Source organism: Streptomyces sp. NPDC050759 (assembly GCF_044456945.1).
Classification (GTDB): Bacteria; Actinomycetota; Actinomycetes; order Streptomycetales; family Streptomycetaceae; genus Streptomyces.
Map to the genome: position 1 here is coordinate 197518 of NZ_JBITGI010000008.1, position 20300 is coordinate 217817.

General features: G+C 67.1%; 16 protein-coding genes and 2 pseudogenes. 9 read left to right on the forward strand and 9 right to left on the reverse strand.

The features are described 5' to 3' along the window. Nucleotides 1-262: 262 nt before the first annotated feature. Nucleotides 263-3640: a type ISP restriction/modification enzyme gene (locus ACIBJB_RS24360; RefSeq protein WP_398933216.1), complete on the reverse strand. Its 3378-nt coding sequence runs from the start codon at nucleotides 3638-3640 to the stop codon at nucleotides 263-265. Between the two features lie 264 nt (nucleotides 3641-3904). Between ACIBJB_RS24360 and ACIBJB_RS24365 the strand changes: the two are divergent. Beyond that, nucleotides 3905-4101 (forward strand): annotated as a pseudogene (locus ACIBJB_RS24365) (VapC toxin family PIN domain ribonuclease); the annotation flags it as partial. A 3-nt stretch (nucleotides 4102-4104) separates the two neighbouring features. On the opposite strand, the gene ACIBJB_RS24370 reads toward ACIBJB_RS24365, so the two are convergent. Next, nucleotides 4105-5187 carry a hypothetical protein gene (locus tag ACIBJB_RS24370; protein ID WP_398933217.1) on the reverse strand — a complete coding sequence of 361 codons (1083 nt, stop codon included), beginning with the start codon at nucleotides 5185-5187 and terminating at the stop codon, nucleotides 4105-4107. 1082 nt (nucleotides 5188-6269) lie between these two features. On the opposite strand from ACIBJB_RS24370, the pseudogene ACIBJB_RS24375 reads away from it, so the two are divergent. Beyond that, a pseudogene (locus tag ACIBJB_RS24375) lies at nucleotides 6270-6429 on the forward strand (ATP-binding protein); the annotation flags it as partial. Between the two features lie 10 nt (nucleotides 6430-6439). Here the strand turns inward: ACIBJB_RS24375 and ACIBJB_RS24380 are convergent. Continuing rightward, on the reverse strand, nucleotides 6440-7522 hold the full coding sequence (locus ACIBJB_RS24380; protein ID WP_398933218.1) for an AraC family transcriptional regulator ligand-binding domain-containing protein: 1083 nt from the start codon (nucleotides 7520-7522) through the stop codon (nucleotides 6440-6442). Here ACIBJB_RS24380 and ACIBJB_RS24385 point away from each other — a divergent pair. The 3 genes from ACIBJB_RS24385 (at nucleotide 7512) to ACIBJB_RS24395 (ending at nucleotide 10166) form a co-directional block, all read left to right on the forward strand. Continuing rightward, nucleotides 7512-8576 carry an AraC family transcriptional regulator gene (locus ACIBJB_RS24385; protein WP_398933219.1) on the forward strand — a complete coding sequence of 355 codons (1065 nt, stop codon included), beginning with the start codon at nucleotides 7512-7514 and terminating at the stop codon, nucleotides 8574-8576. The two genes, ACIBJB_RS24380 and ACIBJB_RS24385, sit on opposite strands and share 11 nt — an antisense overlap. 173 nt (nucleotides 8577-8749) lie before the next feature. Then, nucleotides 8750-9655 carry an alpha/beta hydrolase gene (locus ACIBJB_RS24390; RefSeq protein ID WP_398933220.1) on the forward strand — a complete coding sequence of 302 codons (906 nt, stop codon included), beginning with the start codon at nucleotides 8750-8752 and terminating at the stop codon, nucleotides 9653-9655. 67 nt (nucleotides 9656-9722) lie between these two features. Further along, nucleotides 9723-10166: a tautomerase family protein gene (locus ACIBJB_RS24395; protein ID WP_398933221.1), complete on the forward strand. Its 444-nt coding sequence runs from the start codon at nucleotides 9723-9725 to the stop codon at nucleotides 10164-10166. 70 nt (nucleotides 10167-10236) lie between these two features. Here the strand turns inward: ACIBJB_RS24395 and ACIBJB_RS24400 are convergent, their stop codons facing one another. Further along, nucleotides 10237-10371 carry a hypothetical protein gene (locus ACIBJB_RS24400; protein ID WP_398933222.1) on the reverse strand — a complete coding sequence of 45 codons (135 nt, stop codon included), beginning with the start codon at nucleotides 10369-10371 and terminating at the stop codon, nucleotides 10237-10239. 158 nt (nucleotides 10372-10529) lie between these two features. Here ACIBJB_RS24400 and ACIBJB_RS24405 point away from each other — a divergent pair, with 158 nt between their 5' ends. The 3 genes from ACIBJB_RS24405 to ACIBJB_RS24415 all read left to right on the forward strand — a co-directional run bounded on the left by ACIBJB_RS24405 (nucleotide 10530) and on the right by ACIBJB_RS24415 (nucleotide 13801). Beyond that, entirely contained in the window at nucleotides 10530-11300 is a 771-nt protein-coding gene (locus tag ACIBJB_RS24405; protein ID WP_398933223.1) for an SDR family NAD(P)-dependent oxidoreductase, read from the forward strand. A gap of 75 nt (nucleotides 11301-11375) precedes the next feature. Continuing rightward, nucleotides 11376-12260 (forward strand): MBL fold metallo-hydrolase, encoded by an 885-nt coding sequence (locus tag ACIBJB_RS24410; RefSeq protein WP_398933224.1) that lies wholly within the window; start codon nucleotides 11376-11378, stop codon nucleotides 12258-12260. Nucleotides 12261-12334: 74 nt separating this feature from the next. Further along, nucleotides 12335-13801, forward strand: coding sequence for a class I adenylate-forming enzyme family protein (locus tag ACIBJB_RS24415; RefSeq protein WP_398933225.1), 1467 nt, complete (start codon nucleotides 12335-12337; stop codon nucleotides 13799-13801). A 964-nt stretch (nucleotides 13802-14765) separates the two neighbouring features. Here ACIBJB_RS24415 and ACIBJB_RS24420 read toward each other — a convergent pair. The 4 genes from ACIBJB_RS24420 to ACIBJB_RS24435 are packed head-to-tail and all read right to left on the reverse strand — an operon-like array spanning nucleotide 14766 to nucleotide 18124. After that, nucleotides 14766-15392, reverse strand: a complete 627-nt coding sequence (locus ACIBJB_RS24420; RefSeq protein ID WP_392654369.1) for a TetR family transcriptional regulator — start codon at nucleotides 15390-15392, stop codon at nucleotides 14766-14768. Nucleotides 15393-15427: 35 nt separating this feature from the next. Beyond that, complete coding sequence (locus ACIBJB_RS24425) at nucleotides 15428-16186, reverse strand: SDR family NAD(P)-dependent oxidoreductase (RefSeq protein WP_398933226.1); 759 nt, start codon at nucleotides 16184-16186, stop codon at nucleotides 15428-15430. 16 nt (nucleotides 16187-16202) lie between these two features. Next, nucleotides 16203-16940, reverse strand: coding sequence for an SDR family oxidoreductase (locus ACIBJB_RS24430; protein ID WP_398933227.1), 738 nt, complete (start codon nucleotides 16938-16940; stop codon nucleotides 16203-16205). Between the two features lie 38 nt (nucleotides 16941-16978). Continuing rightward, entirely contained in the window at nucleotides 16979-18124 is a 1146-nt protein-coding gene (locus ACIBJB_RS24435; RefSeq protein ID WP_398933228.1) for an acyl-CoA dehydrogenase family protein, read from the reverse strand. Between the two features lie 559 nt (nucleotides 18125-18683). Between ACIBJB_RS24435 and ACIBJB_RS24440 the strand changes: the two genes are divergently transcribed. Beyond that, nucleotides 18684-19901 (forward strand): acetyl-CoA C-acetyltransferase, encoded by a 1218-nt coding sequence (locus tag ACIBJB_RS24440; protein WP_398933229.1) that lies wholly within the window; start codon nucleotides 18684-18686, stop codon nucleotides 19899-19901. A gap of 165 nt (nucleotides 19902-20066) precedes the next feature. Here the strand turns inward: ACIBJB_RS24440 and ACIBJB_RS24445 are convergent, their stop codons facing one another. Continuing rightward, nucleotides 20067-20210 carry a hypothetical protein gene (locus ACIBJB_RS24445; RefSeq protein WP_398933230.1) on the reverse strand — a complete coding sequence of 48 codons (144 nt, stop codon included), beginning with the start codon at nucleotides 20208-20210 and terminating at the stop codon, nucleotides 20067-20069. Nucleotides 20211-20300: the final 90 nt, after the last annotated feature.

Consider the following 20300-nt stretch of genomic DNA (forward strand, 5'->3'; position numbering starts at 1 on the left):
GGGCGTCCAGTTGATCCAGGGTGATCGCGTAAGTCCAGGTCAGAGCCCTGTGATGTGAGTGCGTCCGCGGGGTTGGTGACCCGCCCGTGATCGCTTGTGATCGCTCGTGACAGGTGAGGACCCCCGTCGGATCGCTCCGGCGGGGGTCCTGCGTAGACGGGGACCTGATACGACGACGCCCCGCTGGCTTGCTGCGGCGGGGCGTCGTCGTGCAAATACTCCGTTGATGTTGCGGGCGTCAGGCGCTCAGGCCGGGCGGGTGTCAGTCCGAGAAGTCGAGGCTCTCCTGCCCAGGGCCGGGGGTGCGTCGAGACTTCCGCGGCGGTTTCGGTTCCTTGGTTGCGTAGGCAGGTACGGGCAGGATGCCCTCGCCCCGTAGGTCGTCGGTGCTGATGAGCGGGCCGCTGCTCACGGCGTCCAGCAGCCGGGCCTGTCGGGGTTCGAGGGCTACGAGGAGCCCGAGCGCGTTGATGAGGTCAATCAGGTCAACGGTCCACCGGGCAGGCCAGGTCGGGGGCAGGATGTCGTTCAACGGGGTCTGTCGTTCCACGTCTGGCTTGCGCTTGCGGAAGCTGAACCACTTGCGGATCACCTGCACCCCGCCGATCCGATAGTCCCAGACTTCCGGCGCCACCGGACGTATGCAGCCCTTGCCCACCGTGAGGGTTCGCGTGGACGCGTCGTAGGAGATGTCCTCAGGTAACCCGTCGTGCTCTCCGATCACGACGACGCATTCCGGTTGTTCCTCCCGGGGAAGCCTCGGGGGCGAGCCGGGTGAACTGTCGTGGTAGGAGGCGAAGCGCTGGCCGTACGTGTGGATCCACACCGTGCGCCTGCCCACTTCCACGAGCTCCGCCCATAGAGCCGGGTCACGGGTTATAGGGATACGGGCACCGCGCTCGGCGAGGTTCGCGGCGAAGCGGCGAGTGTAGCCGCTGTGGCCGGCTGTTCCCGCGATGTACGCGAAGAGGTCCTCGGCGGTGACCGTCACGCCGTGCGTCTTGGTGAGCAGCCGCAGCAGGCCAGGGGTGACGTTTGGTTCAGCCTGGTGGGGGTGGCGGTAAAGAGGGGCGACGCGGCCGCCTTCGGTGCCTTTGAAGTGATGAATGTCGGGCAGAAGGGCGGTGAAACTCACCGCCGGCCCCGGACGGCCTGATTCCGTGTGGAGTTCGGACAGGTAGATCTGACGCTGGTCGTTGTGGGCGAACCACAAGGCCGGCCGCGGTCGGTCGATCACTCTTCGGTCCGCGATGATGTACTGCCGGTCGAACGTCATCCGTCCGTACTTGACGATGACCGGAACCCTCCCTTTCTCTGCGGCAAGACTGCCCGTCTCCTGCTGGCCGGGCAGTGGTGGTTCCAGCTTGTCTGGACGGCGGTCTCCGGTGCTCTTCATTAGCTCCGCTTTGGCGTCTGCCGGAGCCTGGATGAGCCTGTGCCAGCGCCTCTCCAGAACGTCCCGGCTGGGTGAGACGGGCCAGTTGCGGTTGTTCTTGTTGCCGGAGCTCGTCCAGGGCAGCAGGGCGTCCACCGGTGGCATTGCCGACCACTCGGAGTCGGACGTGACGTGAAAGGGTGCGGTCCACTGTGTGGGGCAGAGCTGCCAGGAGGTCCCTCCGCGATGGCCGTCGAGGCCAAGCCCTTCCAGCCAGTCGAACTTCTCCTCGCGTGTGCCCGCGGGGACGTCGAGTCGCCAGACCCGCGCCGGTGTACCCGCGTCCGGGGCTCCATGGCGGACGAAGACGGCGATACAGATCTCCCGCTTGACATCCTGGAAGACACGGGTGCGAGTGTCGGAGTAGGCGCCCTCGGGGGAGAGACCGATGACCCAGCCCTCGTCGGCGACCTCGCGCAGGTAGTGGCGCATGCCGGCCGAGCCCTCGCTGTCCAGGTATCCGGAGTTGGTGATGAGGGCAACGATCCCGCTGGGGGCCTTCGGCGCTCCCGAGGCGGTCAACTGGTCGAAGACCTTCCAGGTGGACCACGCCCAGAAGTAGACGTAGAGGTTGTCGAGGGCGTATCCGACGCGTCCGTTGTCCTCTGGGTGGAAGCGGGCGAGGATCGGGCCCTGGCTGTTCGGGTTGCCCTCGGTGACCCAGCGTCCGACGCCCGACTGTCTCGCACCCCGCAGGTAGGGCGGATTGCCGATGACCACCATGACCTTTTCGTCCGCCTTGATCTTGTTCGCCATTCGGCGGTGGCGGGCGATCGCCTCGTACATGAAGCCCAGGTGGTGCTCGACGGCGGGATCGTCGAGTGTGTCGGCCACCAGAAGCCTCGGCGGGCGACGCGTGATGTCGGCGTCGTGGGACCGGAAGGCGTGGTGCACACGGAGTTCGGCGACGGCGTACGGCCCGGTCTGTTTCTCCAGCCCGAACAGTCGGCCCGAGAGTTCCCGGAGAAGCCCGGACTTGAGCGTCCTGCCGTACTTCAGTGACAGGGACTTGGCGACGTGGTCGATGATGTTGATGAGGAAGGTCCCGGTGCCCATGGCTGGATCGACGACGGTGACGTCCTCGCTTCCGTACCCGTCTTCCTGGCCGAGCCGGTCTCGCAGCACCTCGTCGGTGAAGCTGACCATGAAGCGGACGACCTCGCCGGCCGTGTAGTAAGTACCCGTCCGCCGTCGCAGTTCCGGGTCGTAGGCGCTCAGAAAGCCCTCGTACAGGTGGAGGTAGGCGTCTCCGGTCTCGTCCTTGAACATCTCGGGGTCGACGGCCGATAAGACGTCGATCAGCGGGTCGATGATGCCCCGCAGATCATCGAGGGCGTCGTCCGTCAGCACCGCGAGCGCCTTGCCCATCAAGGAATGCCGCTTGCCCAGTCGGATTGCGACCTCGGGGAGCGTGAGCCTGCCCAGATCAATGTGCTCAAGACGAGCCAGCAGCATGGCAAACGTCAGCGTCTGACTGTATTGGTCCGCGAACTCCTCAGGGCGAGCGTCGGGGAAGAGCAGGTCCTTCCAGTTGTCGGCCAGGATCGAGAACGCAACGTCAGCCTCCCCGTGCTCCTCGCGGATGAGGCGTTCGGTGACCTCGTCACGCAGCAGGGCGCAGATTCCCGCGATGCGCTTGACCAGTTCGTTGATGCTGTCGTGGACGATGGGCGCCGGCAGGAAGAAATGCGTGAGGGCGCGCTCGAACCCGGTGTCCGCGACGACGAGTTGCCGACTACCGGAATCAAGGTCTCCGACCAGGATTCCGGTCGGGCCGACCTGTACGCCGAAACGGTAGACCGCCCACTGGTATCCGTCGGTGTAGAGCACATTGTGGAGTGCCTTGATCTTCTCCCACTGCTTGCGGTCGTGGCTCTTCACCGACCACTTCTCCGGATTGGCCCCCGAACCCGGCTGCTTCAGCTCGACGTGCCCTATGGTCCTGCCGCCGCAGGCGATGGCGAAGTCGGGCCGGATCCCTAGTTCCTTGATGCGACTCTGACCGTGGACGATGAGCTTGAGGCGTTGCCGCGAGGCCATGCCGCGCAGCAGATGCTCCACCGGCGCGGTCAGGCTGTCCTCCTTACTGCTGACCGCCCCTGCGGGACCTTGCAGCTTGGCCCTGACCTCCTCGCCGAACTGAGCGACGAGGTTCGCGACCGATCCGGTCGTGCCCTTTCCCGCCCAGACGTCCCCTCTTGCCATCGGCCCCCCAAGGTTGCACCCACGCCGACGATCAGACCCATACAGAATGCCCATGACATCCCAAGCAGCAAACGCCAGTGGATGTAGGTTGATTGGTGACAAGTCACCAAAGACCCGCGTACACAGGTGGGTTGGAGCGTGAGCCGGGAGTGCATCCCGGGCGTGCGTCAGCGTGCGGAGCGCAATCGGTGGACGGCACGGCGATCTTGCAGGCACGCTGGGGGCGATCGCGGGAGCTGTGTGCGTGCGTCAAACGAAGCCATCATGGCTGAGGGGCTCCTGGTGATGTCCCCGCTGCTGCTCTCGGAGATCGACCACGTCGCCACGCGCGAGCTCGGCCGTGAAGCGGCGCTCAGCGCGGTCGAGGACATCCGACATTGGGTGCGACGAGGCCGTGTCGTTTGTCCGAGATCACGGATGATCATCTGGGTGTCACCCAGTCGGTGCGCGCCCGCTATCGCGACTCAGGGGCCGTAGGGGCTCCAGTGCCCGAGGAAGGGCCTGAGGTCGTCGGCTCGTGGTTCGGGGATGTCGGGCAGTCGGGGTGGTGTGTGTAATGGGTCGAGGCGCTCGACGGTGGATGCTGCCCAGCTGATCCATGCTTCGGCTTCGGTTCTGGTCTGCCCCGGAGTCATGGCCTCGACCCGCGTGCGTACGGCGCTCAAGTACTCCGTCAGTCCGGTGGCGTGGCGCCATGCCGCTTCCTGCGCTTCAAAGTGTCTGAAGCGGTACGCCTCTGCGTACTGGATGCGGGCGTCTTCCATGGCGGCTTCCCAGCGGATGCGCTTCTGGCGTGCGGCTTCGATCTCGTCGCGACGTCTGCGTTCGGCGGCTTCGCCGCGGAGGGTGACCTCCTGTGCGATCTCGGCGAGCTGGTCTTCGAGGGGGTGGCCGGGGGCGTCGGACCATTCGCTTGCCCGGTGCGGTTGGCCGCCGCTGAGGACGAAGCGGAGGCGTTCGGATGGGGTGTAGTCGAAGCGGGGGATCCTGATCCAGGAGTGCTTCTTGGCGTCGGCGAGTTCCTTCTCGGTGGCGACGTGCTCGGTCCGGTCCTGTTCCTGGAGGACGAGGAACCCCACGGTCTGGCCCTGTGCGGTGATGGTGAAGTGGGGAGACGCTCTGCGGCGGCGATGAGACGGGGGCGCGAAGCCGGTCGCTCCCGCCGAACTGGAGTGTCCTTCGGCCTCGGCAGCGGTGATCAGCGCCTGGATGAGCCGGAGAGCACGTCCTTGGACGGGCCTGGTCAGGCCCAGCGGCTGTTGTTCGTTCTGCATGGCCCGGATCACGGTGTGCGGGCGGGTGAGCCGGGCAGGCACGGGGACGGGTTCGAGGATGGCAAGGCGCCAGGCGGGGATGTCGACGAGCTTGATCTCGTACCCGCCTCGGCACCAACCCCCGTACAGCTCCTTCGTCTCCGGAATCCTTCCGGATCTGCGCGCCGCGGCGATCCGGGACGGCCACTTCTCGGAGTCTGGACCGCTGCCGGGCTTGACGATCTGGCCGCCTGCCTCTGCGAGCTCTTGCAGCAGTTGCTCCGTGAATGTCACGCGACGCTGTGGAGGAGGGCTTGGCTTTCGCGCGGAGGCCGGAGTTTCCTGCGCTCGGGGGGACGGGGGTTGCGGAGCGGCGGCCTGGGTCTTCCGCGGGCGCGATCCACGGGGAGGGTATGTGCCGTGCGCCAGGTAGTGCCGGCCGGCGCTCGTCAGGGCGACGCTCCACTGCCCACCCTTCCGGGAGACCAGGACCAGGCCGCGGTTCTGCAGTGCCTGACAGGTGGTCTTGTAGGAGCTGGTCTCCCAAACGCCGGCAGGACACCCGTCTTCCACCCACCTCAGCACCGAGAGTTGCCGCTCATTGACCTGCCGTTCCAATGGCCCGCCTTCGACTCGAGGTTGACGTACGACGGCGGCATGGTGTCAGTTCCGTTTGTCAGCGGCGGGTGCTTCGAAACCATTTCGCTCGAACGAGCGAAGGCTGCGTGGACCGTGTCTACTGGGTGTCCGTGCGGCGGCGATCTTCGCCATTGCCGCCAGCTCGGTCTCCGTGCGCTGCTGGCGAGCCAGCCCGGTGGCTTCGGTCGGGGCCTTCAGTCGCTGAGCTTCGCGCGCAAGCGTTCGTTCTCCTTCTCGAGGGTCCTAACGCGTCGTTCGAGGTCGGCTCGTGTCGGCTTCTTCGGGGGAGGTGTGGATTCTGTTGGTTCCGGTGGTTCTCCACGCAGTCCGATGGGTTCGAAGGCCACGATTGTTTGCCGGTCTTCCCCGCACTCAGAGCATCCCCTGCCGTTTGCCCCGGCGGAGGGGGGTCGGTGTACGTGTAGTGCGCCTCGGTCTCGATGACGTGGCCGCAGTACAACCGGACACGCCACCGCATGATCTCGTGGTCTGCCTTCTTGAAGGACTGCATCAGCTTCGCGACATTCTCGAACGCCTGGCGGCGACGCTCCGCCCTCGCCGGGTCTGCCCGGCATTTGGCGTTGTCCTCCTCGACCTGACGCCAAACCGACTCGCTGACGACACTCCTACACCGCCCTCACCCACACAGCAGACCGCCTTGCCATGGCTCGCCCGCTGGCCGGTCTTCGAGGGCGACGGACTTCGCCTGGCCAGCCGTCGTGGGGCCTCCGGAAGGGTTCGACGAAGGCGGCCGCGGCCTGCTACTGGTCGCCCAGCTCGCCGAGCGCTGGGGCTGCACGGCACAGCGGTGAGGGCAAGGTCATCTGGGCCGAACAGGCCCTCCCGGGCAGAGGCAGCTCCGAACTCAGACCTGTGGCGGCGGACTTGAGACCGTAGAGAGACGAGATCACCCGGGGCCAGCTCGGGGCTCGCGGAGCACGCTCAGTCGATGAGGGCGGACCTGACCTTTCGGCTCCTGTCCTTCGCGTCGCAGTCTGGAAGGTGACGTGTCGAACCACCGACGGACCGCACGAGTGAGGCTGGACTGTTCCTGCATCCCCAGGCTGGCCGCGATCTGCGAGAAGGACAGGTCGGTCCTCGTGATCAAGTCCAGGGCCTGAATCCTGCGTACACGATCGACGACGCCGGAGAAGGTCGTGCCCTCCTTGGACAGGGACCGCTGCAGTGAACGCGGGTGGAGACTCAGCAGGCGCGCGACTTTCGACAGGTCCGGACCGCTGGATCCGAGCTGTTCGCTGAGAATCGCTGCGACCAGGTCCGACATCGGCACGTGCTGGTGGCCGAAGTGCGTTTCGAGATGGTCCATCGCGATGTCGCGAAGCAGGTCGTCGCTGCCGCTGACCGGTGTCGAGAACAGTTGGCTCGGGACGCGCAGGACCGCGCTCGGACAGTCGAATCTGACCTCGGCCCCGAAGTACTTCCGGTAGGAGTTTTCCTGTGCCAGGCGAGCGTGTGGAAGCAGGACCGAACGAAGTCCGTAGGGTGCGTCGCCGTGGATGAGTGTCAGGACTCGGTGGACGATCCCGATGCCGTAGTCGATCGCCTGTGGTGATGCGTTGATGCCCGTGGTTGTGTAGCGAAGGCCGACCACGCCGGGACTTCCCAACGGATCGTCGGTTTCCTCGAGTGAGAGGGCCGGGCTGTAGACGAACAGGTACCGGCTCGCGCACTCCACAGCCTCGCCGATCGTGCGTGAGTTCTCCATGGCGATCGCCAGCGGTCCCAGCACATGCAGATCCTGTTGCGCCGCCATCCTCAACCCGAGGTCCGGAAGCGCGAATCGGCCGGCCGTTTCCTCGAGAACGCGCTCGACCAGTCGGAGACTGGCGAACGAGTTGCCCTCGGCGATCCTCGCCTCGTCGAAGCCATATGCCGCGAGGAGTTCGGGGCCCGAGCCGCCGATCTCGGTGACGAGCGCGGACAGCCCCTGCAGGGCAGAGCACCGGACAGGAAGATCGGTGTCACGCAAGGACAAATCCTTGTCGCCTCAGGGCAAGTACCGGAATGTTTCGAGGAAGCAAACTACGAGTCACGACCGAGAGGACAGCTTCTATCGAGCTGGAGCCGAAGTGACTGTCGCCCCACCCATGCTAAGCCCCGCCGACCTGCTGACACCCGAAGAGTTGGACGTCCGCTGGAGGCTCGCCGTCCGCGACCGCCTTGCCTCCATGGACCTGCGGCTCACAGGGCCGGTCAAGCGCTTTGGATCTGCTGAGGAGCTGGACCTCGGAGACCTTCTCATCACCGACTGGGTGTGCCCGCGGGTCGAAGGGATCCGAGGCAGAAACGCAGTGCGTCAGGACGATGACGCGCTGCTGCTCCTCGCCGCCAATGCCGGCCAACAGATCATCGAGACTTCTGGCGAGACCGTCATCCTGCGACCAGGAACGGTTCTCATCATGAGCACCCGCACCACCGGGCGGTTCGTCATCCCGGATCACCTGGCCAAACGAACGGTCCGGGTGCCCATGAGCGCCCTGTCCCCGTTCGACGCGGGGGGCGGTGCACCCGGTTGCCTGCTCCTGGACACGGCTCAGAACCCTTTGGCCAACCTCCTCCACGGCTTCCTCATGAGCATGGACCGTCACATCGGGCGGATGTCCGCGGCGGAGGTCGAGGGAGCGCGCAACGCCCTCCTCGTCCTCATCGCAGGCGTGATCCGTGCGAGTCGACCCCACATCGGCGACGACGAGTTCCTGCAGTTGTTCCGACGGCGGCTGGAGGACTGGATCATCGACCATCTCGCCGGTGGACCGATCAGAGTCGCCGACCTCGCTGCCGCCCACAGCGTTTCTCCGAGGACGGTCCACCGGGCCTTCGCGTCGACTGGGGACACCGTCGGGGCGGTCATCCGCATGCACCGCCTGGCAGCGGCCAGAGGCGACCTGGTGAACACGAACCTCTGCATTGCCGCGATCGCGCACCGGTGGGGCTTCTGCGATGCCAGCCACTTCGGACGGGAGTTCCGTCGAGAGTTCTCGCTGTCGCCCGGCGACTACCGGGAAGCCCACGGATGCGCCTGACCGTCGCCTCGTAGGCCGTGGCACACCCGTACCGCCCTGCGGCGCGATTCTTCTATGAGCCCTCACAGGCATTCGTGGATTCTGAGCCCGACACCACTACTCGCGAGTGTCCGACCACTCCGGGTGAACCTCCACACGACCGACGGACCATCGCAAGCGAATCGGAAGAGCACATGAATCGAGAAGACATCGAGTTCAAGGGCGAGGGCGGCGTCACCCTCCGGGGCTGGTTCTATCCGGCCAGGAACACCAGCACGCCGGCACCGGTCGTGGTCCTGGCGCACGGGCTGTCATGCGTCAAGGAGATGCACCTCGACGACTATGCCGTGGTCTTCTCCGAAGCCGGCCTCAACGTGCTCGCCTACGATCACCGGAACTTCGGCGACAGTGAGGGAACTCCCCGCCAGGAGGTCGACCCGGTCCTGCAGTACCGGGATTTCCGGAACGCGATCACCTACGCCACCACCCGCGCCGAGGTGGACGCGTCGAAGATCGGCATCTGGGGCTCCAGCTTCTCCGGTGGACACGTCCTCATGGTCGCGGCGATCGACAAGAGGGTGAAGGCAGTCGTCTCCCAGGTGCCGTTCATCACGGGTCCGCGCACCCTGAGCCGGGCGATCCGGCCGGACTTCATCCCAGTTTTCCGTGCGATCCAGGAGGGCGACCGACTCAACCGGTTCACCGGCGGAGAGCCCGCTATGGTCCCGGTCGTCGCGGCCGACCCTACGGCGCAGGCCGTGATGCCCGCGGCCGACGCCTACGAGTGGTTCAGCAAGACGTCGGCGGACCGGGCGCCCAACTGGAAGAACGAGCTGACGGCTCGAAGCATGGAAATGGTGACCGAGTACGCCCCGGGTACCTTCATCAGCCGCATCGCGCCGACCCCGCTCCTGATGATTGTGGCTGACAACGACAGGGTGGCGCCGTTCGAGTTGGCCCTCGACGCGTACGAGGAGGCCCGGGAGCCGAAGCAGATCATCGTCAAGCAGGGCGGCCACTTCGACTTCTACAGCGGCCCCGGCTTCGACGAGCTCTCCGCAGCCGCACGGGACCACTTCGTCAAGCACCTCCTGGGCTGAGCCCCCCTCCTGAGCTGCATCGACGAGCCGCACCTTCCGTCACCGATCGATCCATCAAGGAGCCGCAATGCCGTACTGGGAGATCTTCACCCCTGAGAGCGCCTTCACCCCGGAGGACAAGGAACAACTGTCCCAGAGGATCACCTCGCTCTACACGGACTACGCCTATGACCTGCCGAAGTTCTATGTCGTCGTTCTGTTCAAGGACATGCCGGCGAACACCATGTACGTCGGTGGCAAGGCAAACAACAACTTCATACGGATCCGCGTGGACCACATTGCCCGGCAGATGGACGACCCCGAGATGCGGTTCCTGTGCATGGAGGTCATCGAGGAGAAGCTGGCGCCGTTGGTCAAGGAGCGCGGCTACGACTGGGAGGTCCACATCGACGAGACCCCCATGGACCTCTGGCGGGTCCAGGGCCTCGTTCCGCCTCCGCCGGAGTCCGACATCGAGAAGCTCTGGGCCAGGGAGAACCAGCCCGTCCCCTATGAGCAGCTGGCCAGCTGATCCCCACTTCGCCCGCCGACGTGCGCAATGCCGCGTCGGCCGGCAACACCAACCTCGTGACCACTGACACTCACTCCTCGCCGGCCGCACCCATCCGCGCCACGGCCTTCGTCGGTCGCTGGCCGAACATCCCGGCCGGGGAGTTCCCCGGCGTACCCACCGGCACCTTCTCGCCCACCACGGCCACGCTCGTGAGCGGCGCCACCGAGGTGGTCCTGATCGACGCGCTCTACCTCAAGGACGACGTCCGCGACCTCGGTGACCTGATCGAGCGCACCGGCAGCGAATACACGATGGGCGCACGGCGCTCCTCACCGTCGGCTGACCGGTCCGATCTCCCACCTGCAGAAAGGAAAGCTGATCATGAGCGGACTTCTCGACGGACGGGTCGCCGTCGTCACCGGCGCGGGGAAGGGCATCGGGCAGGCCATCGCCGAACGCCTCGGCGCCGAGGGGGCGACGGTCGTCGTCTCCGACATCGACAAGGCCGCGGCCGAGAAGGTGGCGGCCGGCATCCCGGGTGCCACTCACCAGGTCTGTGACGTGCGCGACGAGCAGCAGGTCGCCGCGCTCGTCGACGCGACGGTCGAGCGGCACGGCGGGCTGCACATCATGGTGCCCAACGCCGGTGTCGGAGCTCCGTGCCCACTGCTGCAGATAGACCTCGCCGCCTGGCGTGAGGCCATCTTGGTCAACCTTGACGGTGTCTTCCTGGGCATCCGCTACGCGGCACCGGCGATCATCGCCTCCGGCGGCGGCTCGATCGTCACCCTTGCCTCGATCGCGGCGACCACCGGCTCGCCGCTGATGGCGCACTACGCCGCGGCCAAGGCGGGCGTGGTCAATCTGACCAAGACCGCCGCCATCGAGCTGCGCCCGCACGGCGTGCGGGTCAACGCATTGCTGCCGGGGTTCATCGGCACCGACTTCATGACCGCGGCGGCACCGCGCTTCGATGAGTTCGCCAGCCTGCCCGCGGGTGGATTCGACGCCCTGATGCGGCAGAAGCAGGGACGCTACGGCACCCCGGCCGAGGTCGCCGAAGCCGTGCTGTTCCTCGCCAGCGAGCGGTCATCGTTCTGCACGGGCAGCGGGCTGGTGCTCGACGGCGGCCTCGACGCCTCCCTTCTGTAAGACCGATCCCGGCCCTTCGCCCGCCGACGTGCGCGATGCCGCGTCGGCCGGCAACACCGCAACCGGAGGTACCTCGTGACCACTGACACCCACTCCTCGCCGGCCGCACCCATCCGCGCCACGGTCTTCGTCGGTCGCTGGCCGAATGTCCCGGCCGAGGAGATTCCCGGCGTACCGAATGGCACCTTCTCGCCCACCACGGCCACGCTCGTGAGCGGCGCCACCGAGGTGGTCCTGATCGACGCGCTCTACCTCAAGGACGATGTCCGCGACCTCGGTGACCTGATCGAGCGCACCGGCAAGAAGCTCACGACGATCTACATCACCCACGATCACGCTGATCACTACCTGGGCTTCGGACCGCTCCTGGAGCGGTTCCCGGAGGCGAAGGCGGTGGCGCTGCCCCACGTGGTGGAGTCCATGAAGCAGACCATGGAGCAGCAGATCGAGGAGTGGCGCATGCTGTTCGGCGACACCTGCATCATGGCGGGGCCGCTTCCGGAGCCGCTCGAAGGCGAGACGCTGTACGTCGACGGATCTCCCCTGCGCATCATCGAGGTGAAGCAGGCCGACATCCATCCCACGAGCATCGTGCACATCCCCGAGATCGACGTCGTCGTGGCCGGTGACTCCATCTACAACGAGATCCACCCGATGCTCGGCCTGTCGACGCCCGATGAGTGGCAGGACTGGCTCGAGACCGTCGACACCGTGGAGAGCCTGCGCCCGCGCATGATCGTGTCCGGACACCGCAGGCCTGACGGCGACGACTACGCGGTCGAGACCATGATCGCCCAGACCCGCGCCTACATCCAGGACTTCGCGGCTGCCTGCGAGGTCGCGAAGGATGCCGAAGAGCTGGTGGCCACCATGGTGGACAAGTACCCGCACCACGGCAACGTCTGGACGCTCCAGTTCTCCGCAGGCGCGGCGATCGCGAAGCGCGATGTTGCTGAGTGACCGAGCCTGTCACCCGAAGCCCGCACTGTTGCCTTCGCGTTGAAACGCGCCACACCACGATAGGTGACCTCACCATGAATTTCGCCTCGCTGCCCGACCGTCGCGCCGCATCCGCTCCGGACGGTCCCGCGGTTGCCGACGGGCGTCAGTCGCTCACCAATGCCCAGTTCCTGACCCGTGTCCGGGCTGCTGCTGGTCACCTTCAGGACCTTGGGATCGGTACTGGCGATGTCGTGGCGCTCAAGCTGAGGAACCGCGTCGAGTTCGTGCTTCTGATGTTCGCGGCCTGGCGGCTCGGGGCGACCGTCACCCCGGTCAATCCGAGCCTGACCGAGGGTGAGGTCGCACGGCAGCTCGACGACTCGGGCGCACGCGTGCTGGTCGTCGAGGACGGCACGACCGCCGCAGGCGTCGCCACGCTGGCCGTTGACGACCTGTACGGAGAGGCGGTGGGGTCGGGTCCGACGCCGCAGCCGGACTCGACCGCGCTGGCACTCTTGATCTACACCAGCGGAACGACGGGCGTACCGAAGGGCGTGATGCTTGACCACTCCAACATCGACGCGATGGCGGCGATGGGGTGCCAGGCGATCGAGGCCGGGCCGACCGACCGCTGCTTGCTGGTCCTGCCGCTCTTCCACGTCAACGGCATCGTGGTCAGCGTGCTCACGCCGCTGGTCGCAGGCGGCAGTGTCTTCATCGCCGACCGGTTCGACCCCGAGACCTTCTTCGATCTCGTCGAGCGGGAGCGACCCACGTACTTCAGTGCCGTGCCCACGATCTACAACGTGCTCGAGGCGCTGCCGGCCGACGTTCGACCCGACACGTCCTCGCTGCGTTACGGCACGTGCGGTGCGGCACCCGCCTCCGCCGAGTTGCCGATCCGATTCGAGGCTCGGTACGGCTTCCCCATCATCGAGGGTTACGGGCTGTCCGAAGGAACCTGCTTTTCCACCGTCAACCCCGTCGCGGGTCCGCGCCGGGCAGGCACCGTGGGGGTTGTCGTCCCGGGGCAGGAGCTCCGGATCGTCGACGAGCAGGGTAACGAGCTGGCGACCGGCATGGATGGTGAGGTCATCGTGCGTGGCCCCAACGTCATGCGCGGTTATCTCGGCCGGCCGGAAGACACGGCGAAGACGATCGTGGACGGCTGGCTGTACACAGGCGACGTAGGCCACCTGGACGCGGACGGCTACCTGACCCTGGTCGGGCGGTCGAAAGACATGATCATCCGTGGTGGCGAGAACATCTACCCCAAGGAGATCGAGGACGTCCTCACGGCTGACCCGTCTGTCCTCGAGGCCGCCGTCATCGGTGTGCCTGACGACAAGTGGGGAGAGGTGGTAGTCGCCTACGTCCAGCCGCGACCTGGTATGACTGCCCACCCCGCGGCTCTGGAAGCGCTGACTGCGCAACATCTCAGCGGCTACAAGCGGCCGACGTCGTTCTTCGTGGTCGACGACCTCCCCAGGAACGCCGTCGGCAAGATCGACAAGCCCTCCTTGCGGGCCGCTCACGCCGCAGCCCTGTCATCCCACTGACCGCCGGTAGTTCGCTGGTCATTGAGGGCTCGCCCTCTTCGAAGGTCGGGTGGCCCGAGGGGCGATTCCCTCCCGCCACCCGATCGTCCTCGGTCGCAGAGGCCGGCGTGACGCTTCAGGGGCTTGCTCGTGTGGGGGTTGGAGGACCGCGAGGCAAGGGGCGGGCAGCTGGCGAACGGTTCTATGTCCCGCGCCACGTCCGACCACCGCAACTCACCACGGCCTGCGCGACCGACGACCCTGCCTGCATCTCGGCAGCGCACATTGGCCATCGCGACGCCCACGACGGGATGGCACGGAGGCGGTCAGGAGCCGGCTCACCCGACTGAGCGCATGCGAGCCGTGAGGCCCCCGGCAGAACTTCGGCCACCGCCGACGCCCGATCGGACATGCTGTCTCTTGATCCGGATCGGTGGTGGGCCTGGGCGTGATCGCCCTCGCGCAGCCGATGGTGTCCTTGGACACCACGATCGTGAACCTCGCTCCGCCCTCGGCCCAGCGGGGACTGGGGGCGTTCGATGACAGCCGCCAGTGAGTGATTACCGCATAAACGCTCGTGTTCGGGAGTCTGCCTGCGGGTGGTCGGCTATCACGAGGGCTTCGATGCCCTGGATGTTTCATCGAGGGCCTGGCTTGAGGACGCCTGGTCTCCCGACAGCGGCGATCCAGCGGCAGGCGTCCGGCGCCGCGGCCCGGCGGGATCGGCCGAGCCCTCGGTAGGCACAGTGCACGAGATCGTCACCTGTGTCGATCCATGGCCGATAGCGATGGCGCACCGGAGCGCCGAGCGCCGCCGGGAGGCGTGGGTTCGAACTGCCGGAGCGAGGCAGGCGCACCCAGGAAGGTCTGGCAGGCCGACCATCCCCAACTCGACATCTGGGTGCTCGACTTCTCCGGGAAACCGGGGCACCCGTGGCTGGCCGAGCACGACGTAGACGTGATGGGAGAGAGCCGACGTCGTTCGTCAGCCTGCGGTCGCGGACCGGTGGTCGGTGCCCAGCATGGCCAGCACCAGCGTCGCGTAGCGGCGGCCGAGGCTGACGGGTGTGTGGTGGCCGCCGGGGGCGTACCAGCGGCTGACGTCGACGCCGAGGGAGAGTACCGCCAGCGCGACACCGTCCGGGTCCTCGGTGCGGAACGCCCCGGACGCGATGCCGGCCGCGATCTCGTCGAGCACCACTTCCTCGGTGCGGCGGCGGAGCTGGAGGATCTCGTCACGGTGGTCCGGCGCGAGTGCGCCGAGCTCGTACTGGACGACGCGGGCGAGCTGGTGGTGGCGGGCGTGCCAGGCGGTGTAGTCGTGAACCAGCGCCCGTAGCCGGCCGACCGCCGTCACCTCCTCCCTCAGGGCGCGTTCCACTGCGGCCAGTGCGCTGCGGTGGCCGGCGAGGCTGATCGCATAGAGGAGGTCTTCTTTCGTGCGGTGGTGCGCGTAGACGGCCGACGGGCTCATCCCGGCGGCGGCGGCGATGTCGCGTGTGGAGGCGCCGTGGTAGCCGCGGGCGGCGAAGGCCGTGAGCGCCGCCTCGAGGATGCGCCGGGAGCCGGGGCCGGCCTCGCCCCACAGGTCGTCGGTTGCGCTGGTTGTCACGCGCCCATTCTTGCGGATCACGTCTGTAGGTCTGCTCAGCTGATGATGAGGCCGCCGTCGACGGTGAGGGTGGTGCCGGTGACGTAGCTGGAGGCGTCGGAGGCGAGGAAGACCACGGCGGCGGCGAGTTCCTCGGGTTCGCCGGTGCGGGGAAGCGGGATGCGGCGGACGATGTCGTCGATGATGTCGGCCTCCTGGCGGGCGGTCATTTCGGAGGCGAAGTAGCCGGGGGCGAGGGCGTTGACGCGGATGTTCTTGCGGTGGCTCCACTGGGCGGCCAGGTCGCGGGTGAGACCCAGCAGGCCCGCCTTGGAGGAGGAGTAGCCGGCCTGTGGCAGGCCGGTGTTGACCAGGCCGAGGGCGCTGGCGATGTTGACGATGGAGCCGCCGCCGGTCATCACTCGGGCTGCCGCCTGGGCCATCCAGTAGGCACCCATGAGGTTGATGTCGATGATGCGCCGGAAGTGCTCCGGTGTCTCCCGGCTGGCCGGGACCGCTTCGGCCACGCCGGCGTTGTTGACCAGGACGCCGACGTGGCCGAAGTCCGCGGCGGCCGCCGCGACCGCGTCACAGTCGTCGGGCGAGGAGACGTCGGCCTTGACGCACAGGGCGCGGCGGCCCGTGGCCTCGACGAGGCGGGCGGTGTCGGCGAGCCGGTCGACGCGTCGGGCGGCCAGGACGACGTCGGCCCCGGCTTCGGCGAGGGCCTGGGCGAAGGCGACGCCGAGGCCGGAGGAAGCACCGGTGACGATGGCGACACGGTCGTCGAGACGGAAACGGTCGAGGATGTTCACAGGGGCTCCAGAGAGGTCAGATGGACAGGCCGCCGTCGACGGGCAGCACGGCACCGGTGATGTAGCCGGCCTCCTCAGAGGCTAGGAAGGCGACAGCTGCGCACATCTCGCTCGGGTCGCCGAAGCGGCCCATCGGGATGCCGGCAGTCAGCTCGGCGCGCTTCTCGGCGGGGACGGAAGAGACCATGCGGGTCTCCGCGTTGGGGGAGATGGCGTTCACGGTGACGCCGAAGCGGGCGAGCTCTTTGGCGGCGGTGCGGGTGAAGCCGATGATCCCGGCTTTGGCGGTGGCGTAGTTGGCTTGGCCGATGTTGCCGTGCAGACCGGAGTAGGAGGTGACGTTGACGACCCGGCCGTACCTCTGCGCGCGGAAGTGGGGGACGCACGCCCGGGTGAACCGGAAGGCGCCGCCCGCGTGAACGGCCAGTACGGCGTCCCAGTCGTCGTCGGTGAGCTTCCACAGGACGCCGTCGCGCAGGATCCCTGCGTTGTTGACCAGGACGTCGACGCGGCCGGTCTCGGCCAGCGCGGTGGCGACGACACGCTCCGCGTCGGAGCTGGAGGTGACGTCCGCGGCCACCCACAGAGTGTCCAACTCCTTCGCCGCCGCGCGGAGTTCGTTCTCGTCTCGGTCGACCAGGACCACGTCCGCGCCTGAAGTGCGCAGGTGGCGACCGAGTTCGAGGCCGATGCCGCGGGCTGCGCCGGTGATGATCACGGTGTGGCCGGTGAAGTCGAAGCTGAGGTTGCCCATCGGGCGCTCCAATCCGGAAGACGAGGTGCCCAAGGGCCTTACAGGCCGAGGTCGCGGCCGATGAGTTCCTTCATGATTTCGTTCGAGCCGGCCCAGATCTTGGTGACACGGGCGTCCTGCCAGGCTCGGGCGACCCGGTATTCGTTCATGTAGCCGTACCCGCCGTGCAGTTGGACGCAGGCGTCGAGGACCTCGTTCTGCACCTGGGCGGTCCACCATTTGGCCTTGGCCGCGTCCACCGCCGAGAGCCGGCCCGTGACGTGGGCGGCGACGCACTGGTCGACGAAGGCCTGGGTCACCTCGATCTGGGTGACCATCTCGGCCAGCCGGAACTTGTTGTACTGGAAGGAGCCGACGGACTGGCCGAAGGCCTTCCGCTCCTTCACATACTCCAGCGTCTCGTCCAGGATCTGCGCGGCGTGGGCCAGGTTGAGCACGGCGGCACCGATCCGCTCCTGCGGGAGCCGCTCCATCATGTGGATGAACCCGCGGTCGACTTCGCCGATGACGTTGGCGCCCGGGACGCGCACGTCGTGGAAGAACAGCTCGGCGGTGTCGGCTTCGTGCTGACCGACCTTCTCCAGCTTGCGCCCGCGCTCGAAACCGGGCATGTCCGTCTCCACGGCGAACAGCGTGATGCCCTTGGCGCCCTTCTCCGGGCTGGTGCGAGCGGCGACGACCACGAGGTCGGCGCCGAAGCCGTTGGTGATGAAGGTCTTGGAGCCGTTGAGGGTCCAGGTCTCGCCGTCGCGCACGGCCGTGGTCCGCAGGGCCGCAAGATCGGAACCTGCCGAGGGCTCGGTCATACCGATCGCGGTGACCAGCTCGCCCGCGCAGAACTGCGGTAGCCAGCGCTCACGCTGCTCCTCGGTGGTCAGCTCGACCAGGTAGGGGGCGACGACCTCGCAGTGGATGGTGAACGAGGAGGCGAATGCCACCGACAGCCTGGCGAATTCCTCGTGCAGAACCGCGGTGAAGCGGTAGTCGCCCGCCTCGCTGCCGCCGTACTGCTCCGGTATCAGCAGCCCGAGCAGTCCTTGCTGCCCAGCGGCCTTCCACGCGGCGCGGTCGATTGCCCGCTGCTGGATGAACTCCTCCTGGCGCGGCCGCAGCTCGCGCTCCACGAATGCCCGGACGGAGGTCCGGAAGGCCTCGTGGTCGGCATCGAAGACAGTACGGCGCACAGGAGCTCCTCGTCGCTCGCCGGAAAGAGGAAGTAGGAAGTAAGCGAGTGCATAGTAACTATGCGAGTGCTTAGTTTTCTTAGGCGGGTCGATTCCGTCAACCCCGTCTGCGAGGCAGGCGGACATGACGTATGCCACGGGGGTCCTCCATCGCGCGCAGTGGAGTACGCCGGCGGTTCCCCCATCAACTCCCCGCACATCAACCGTGTTGGCGGGTCTGGTTGAGCGGGGTGACGGGCGGCCATGCCCGCAGGCAGGCGCGGATCGGTGGCGTGCTCGTGCTCGCTCCGCAGTGCGGCCGAACGTCTGTATGCGATTGCCTCGGTCGCCGAAGGCGCCGGAGGACGGCGGGCCGGGGCGAGGCGCTCACCGAGGTACCCGAACCAAGACGAAAACGGGCAGGGTCGTCTGGCGCGGACGTACCACGGCGAGGCGCGATCGTCCTATGGGGTACCTGTTTCGGGTGGCTACCTTGCGGACGTAATCCCTGTTCTGCCGGAGCTTGAGAGCCGCTCGCCCGGACAGAACCCACCGCCAGATCTCCGAGAAGAGCACTCAGATGCCCGAAGCCGTGATTGTGTCCTACGCCCGCTCGCCGATCGGTCGGGCGTTCAAGGGGTCGCTGAAGGAGATGCGCAGCGACGATCTCGCCACCCAGGTGATCGCTGCGGCGCTCGCCAAGGTTCCGGGACTCGACCCCGATGAGATCGGAGACCTGATCCTCGGCTGCGGTCTGCCCGGTGGCGAACAAGGCTTCAATATGGCGCGCAACGTCGCGGTCCAACTGGGCTACGACAACCTGCCGGGCACCACAGTGACGCGTTACTGCTCATCGTCGCTGCAGACGACGCGGATGGCCTTCCACGCGATCAAGGCAGGCGAAGGTTCGGCCTACATCTCGGCGGGCACAGAGGCCGTGTCCCGGTATGTCAACGGCAACTCGGACTCCTGGCCGGACACGCAGAATCCCGCGTTCCGCGTTGCTCAGGCACGCTCGGCCGCCAGGCAGGCGAGCCACGAGGCTTGGACCGACCCGCGCGAATCGGGAGTGGTACCCGACGTGTACATCAGCATGGGTGAAACCGCGGAGAACGTTGCCTCCCTCACGGGCATCAGTCGCGAAGAGCAGGACCGGTGGGCGGTTCGTTCGCAGCACCGAGCCGAGGAGGCCATCGCGCGCGGCCACTTCCGTAAGGAGATCACCCCCATCACCCTGCCCGACGGCTCGATCGTGACCGAGGACGACTGCCCGCGGCCCGGGACGACGCTCGATGCGGTCTCCGCGCTCAAGCCGGTCTTCCGTGAGAAGGGCTCCGTCACCGCCGGCAACTCGTGCCCGCTCAACGACGGAGCGGCGGCCCTCGTCATCATGTCCGATGTCCGGGCGCGTGAACTCGGCCTGCAGCCGCTGGCCCGCATCATCTCCACCGGCGTGACCGGCCTCTCACCGGAGATCATGGGCCTCGGACCCATCGAGGCCACCCGTCAGGCACTCGACCACGCAGGCCTGACCATGAGCGACGTCGATCTCGTCGAGATCAACGAAGCATTCGCCGTGCAGGTGCTCGGCTCTGCACGGATGCTGCAGATCGACGAGGACAAACTCAACGTTTCAGGAGGGGCCATCGCATTGGGCCACCCCTATGGGATGACCGGAGCGCGGATCACCGGATCGCTCATCAACAACCTTCAGACCCATGACAAACAGATCGGCCTGGAGACGATGTGCGTCGGCGGCGGGCAGGGCATGGCCATGCTGATCGAGCGGCTCGCCTAGGGCGTAGCCCGTCGGTCCCGGCACGCGCAGAGATCCATACAGTCGCGCGACGCGGCCGGATCGACCGCGGCCGCCTCAGGCCGAACTTTCGCCGAAGCGGGCCAGCGCAGCCTCTACGCAATGCCTGGACCGAGCGAGGAACCGAGAAGCCGACTTCTCCCGGGCTCACCACCTCAGCCGGCCCGCACGCTGCTGCTCGGCAGGTACGACACCGAAGGCCGCTTGCGGTACGTCGGCCGCACCACCACCCTCGCCCAGGCGGCAGGTGCTGCGGTCGTCGGCCTGCTCGCTGCGGGGCGGCGCGGTCATCCGTGGACACGCTGGTTGTTCTCTGCCGGGTGGGGCAGCCGGGAGACGCTGAACGTCACGCTGGTGGAACCCGAGCTGGTGGTAGAAATC

Excerpts from the sequence above, each read along its gene's own strand:
- ACIBJB_RS24360 (WP_398933216.1), bottom strand. The coding sequence starts at position 3,640 with ATGGCAAGAGGGGACGTCTGGGCGGGAAAGGGCACGACCGGATCGGTC.
- ACIBJB_RS24390 (WP_398933220.1), top strand. The coding sequence starts at position 8,750 with ATGAATCGAGAAGACATCGAGTTCAAGGGCGAGGGCGGCGTCACCCTC.
- ACIBJB_RS24395 (WP_398933221.1), top strand. The coding sequence starts at position 9,723 with ATGCCGTACTGGGAGATCTTCACCCCTGAGAGCGCCTTCACCCCGGAG.
- ACIBJB_RS24405 (WP_398933223.1), top strand. The coding sequence starts at position 10,530 with ATGAGCGGACTTCTCGACGGACGGGTCGCCGTCGTCACCGGCGCGGGG.
- ACIBJB_RS24415 (WP_398933225.1), top strand. The coding sequence starts at position 12,335 with ATGAATTTCGCCTCGCTGCCCGACCGTCGCGCCGCATCCGCTCCGGAC.
- ACIBJB_RS24430 (WP_398933227.1), bottom strand. The coding sequence starts at position 16,940 with ATGGGCAACCTCAGCTTCGACTTCACCGGCCACACCGTGATCATCACC.
- ACIBJB_RS24440 (WP_398933229.1), top strand. The coding sequence starts at position 18,684 with ATGCCCGAAGCCGTGATTGTGTCCTACGCCCGCTCGCCGATCGGTCGG.
- ACIBJB_RS24445 (WP_398933230.1), bottom strand. The coding sequence starts at position 20,210 with ATGACCGCGCCGCCCCGCAGCGAGCAGGCCGACGACCGCAGCACCTGC.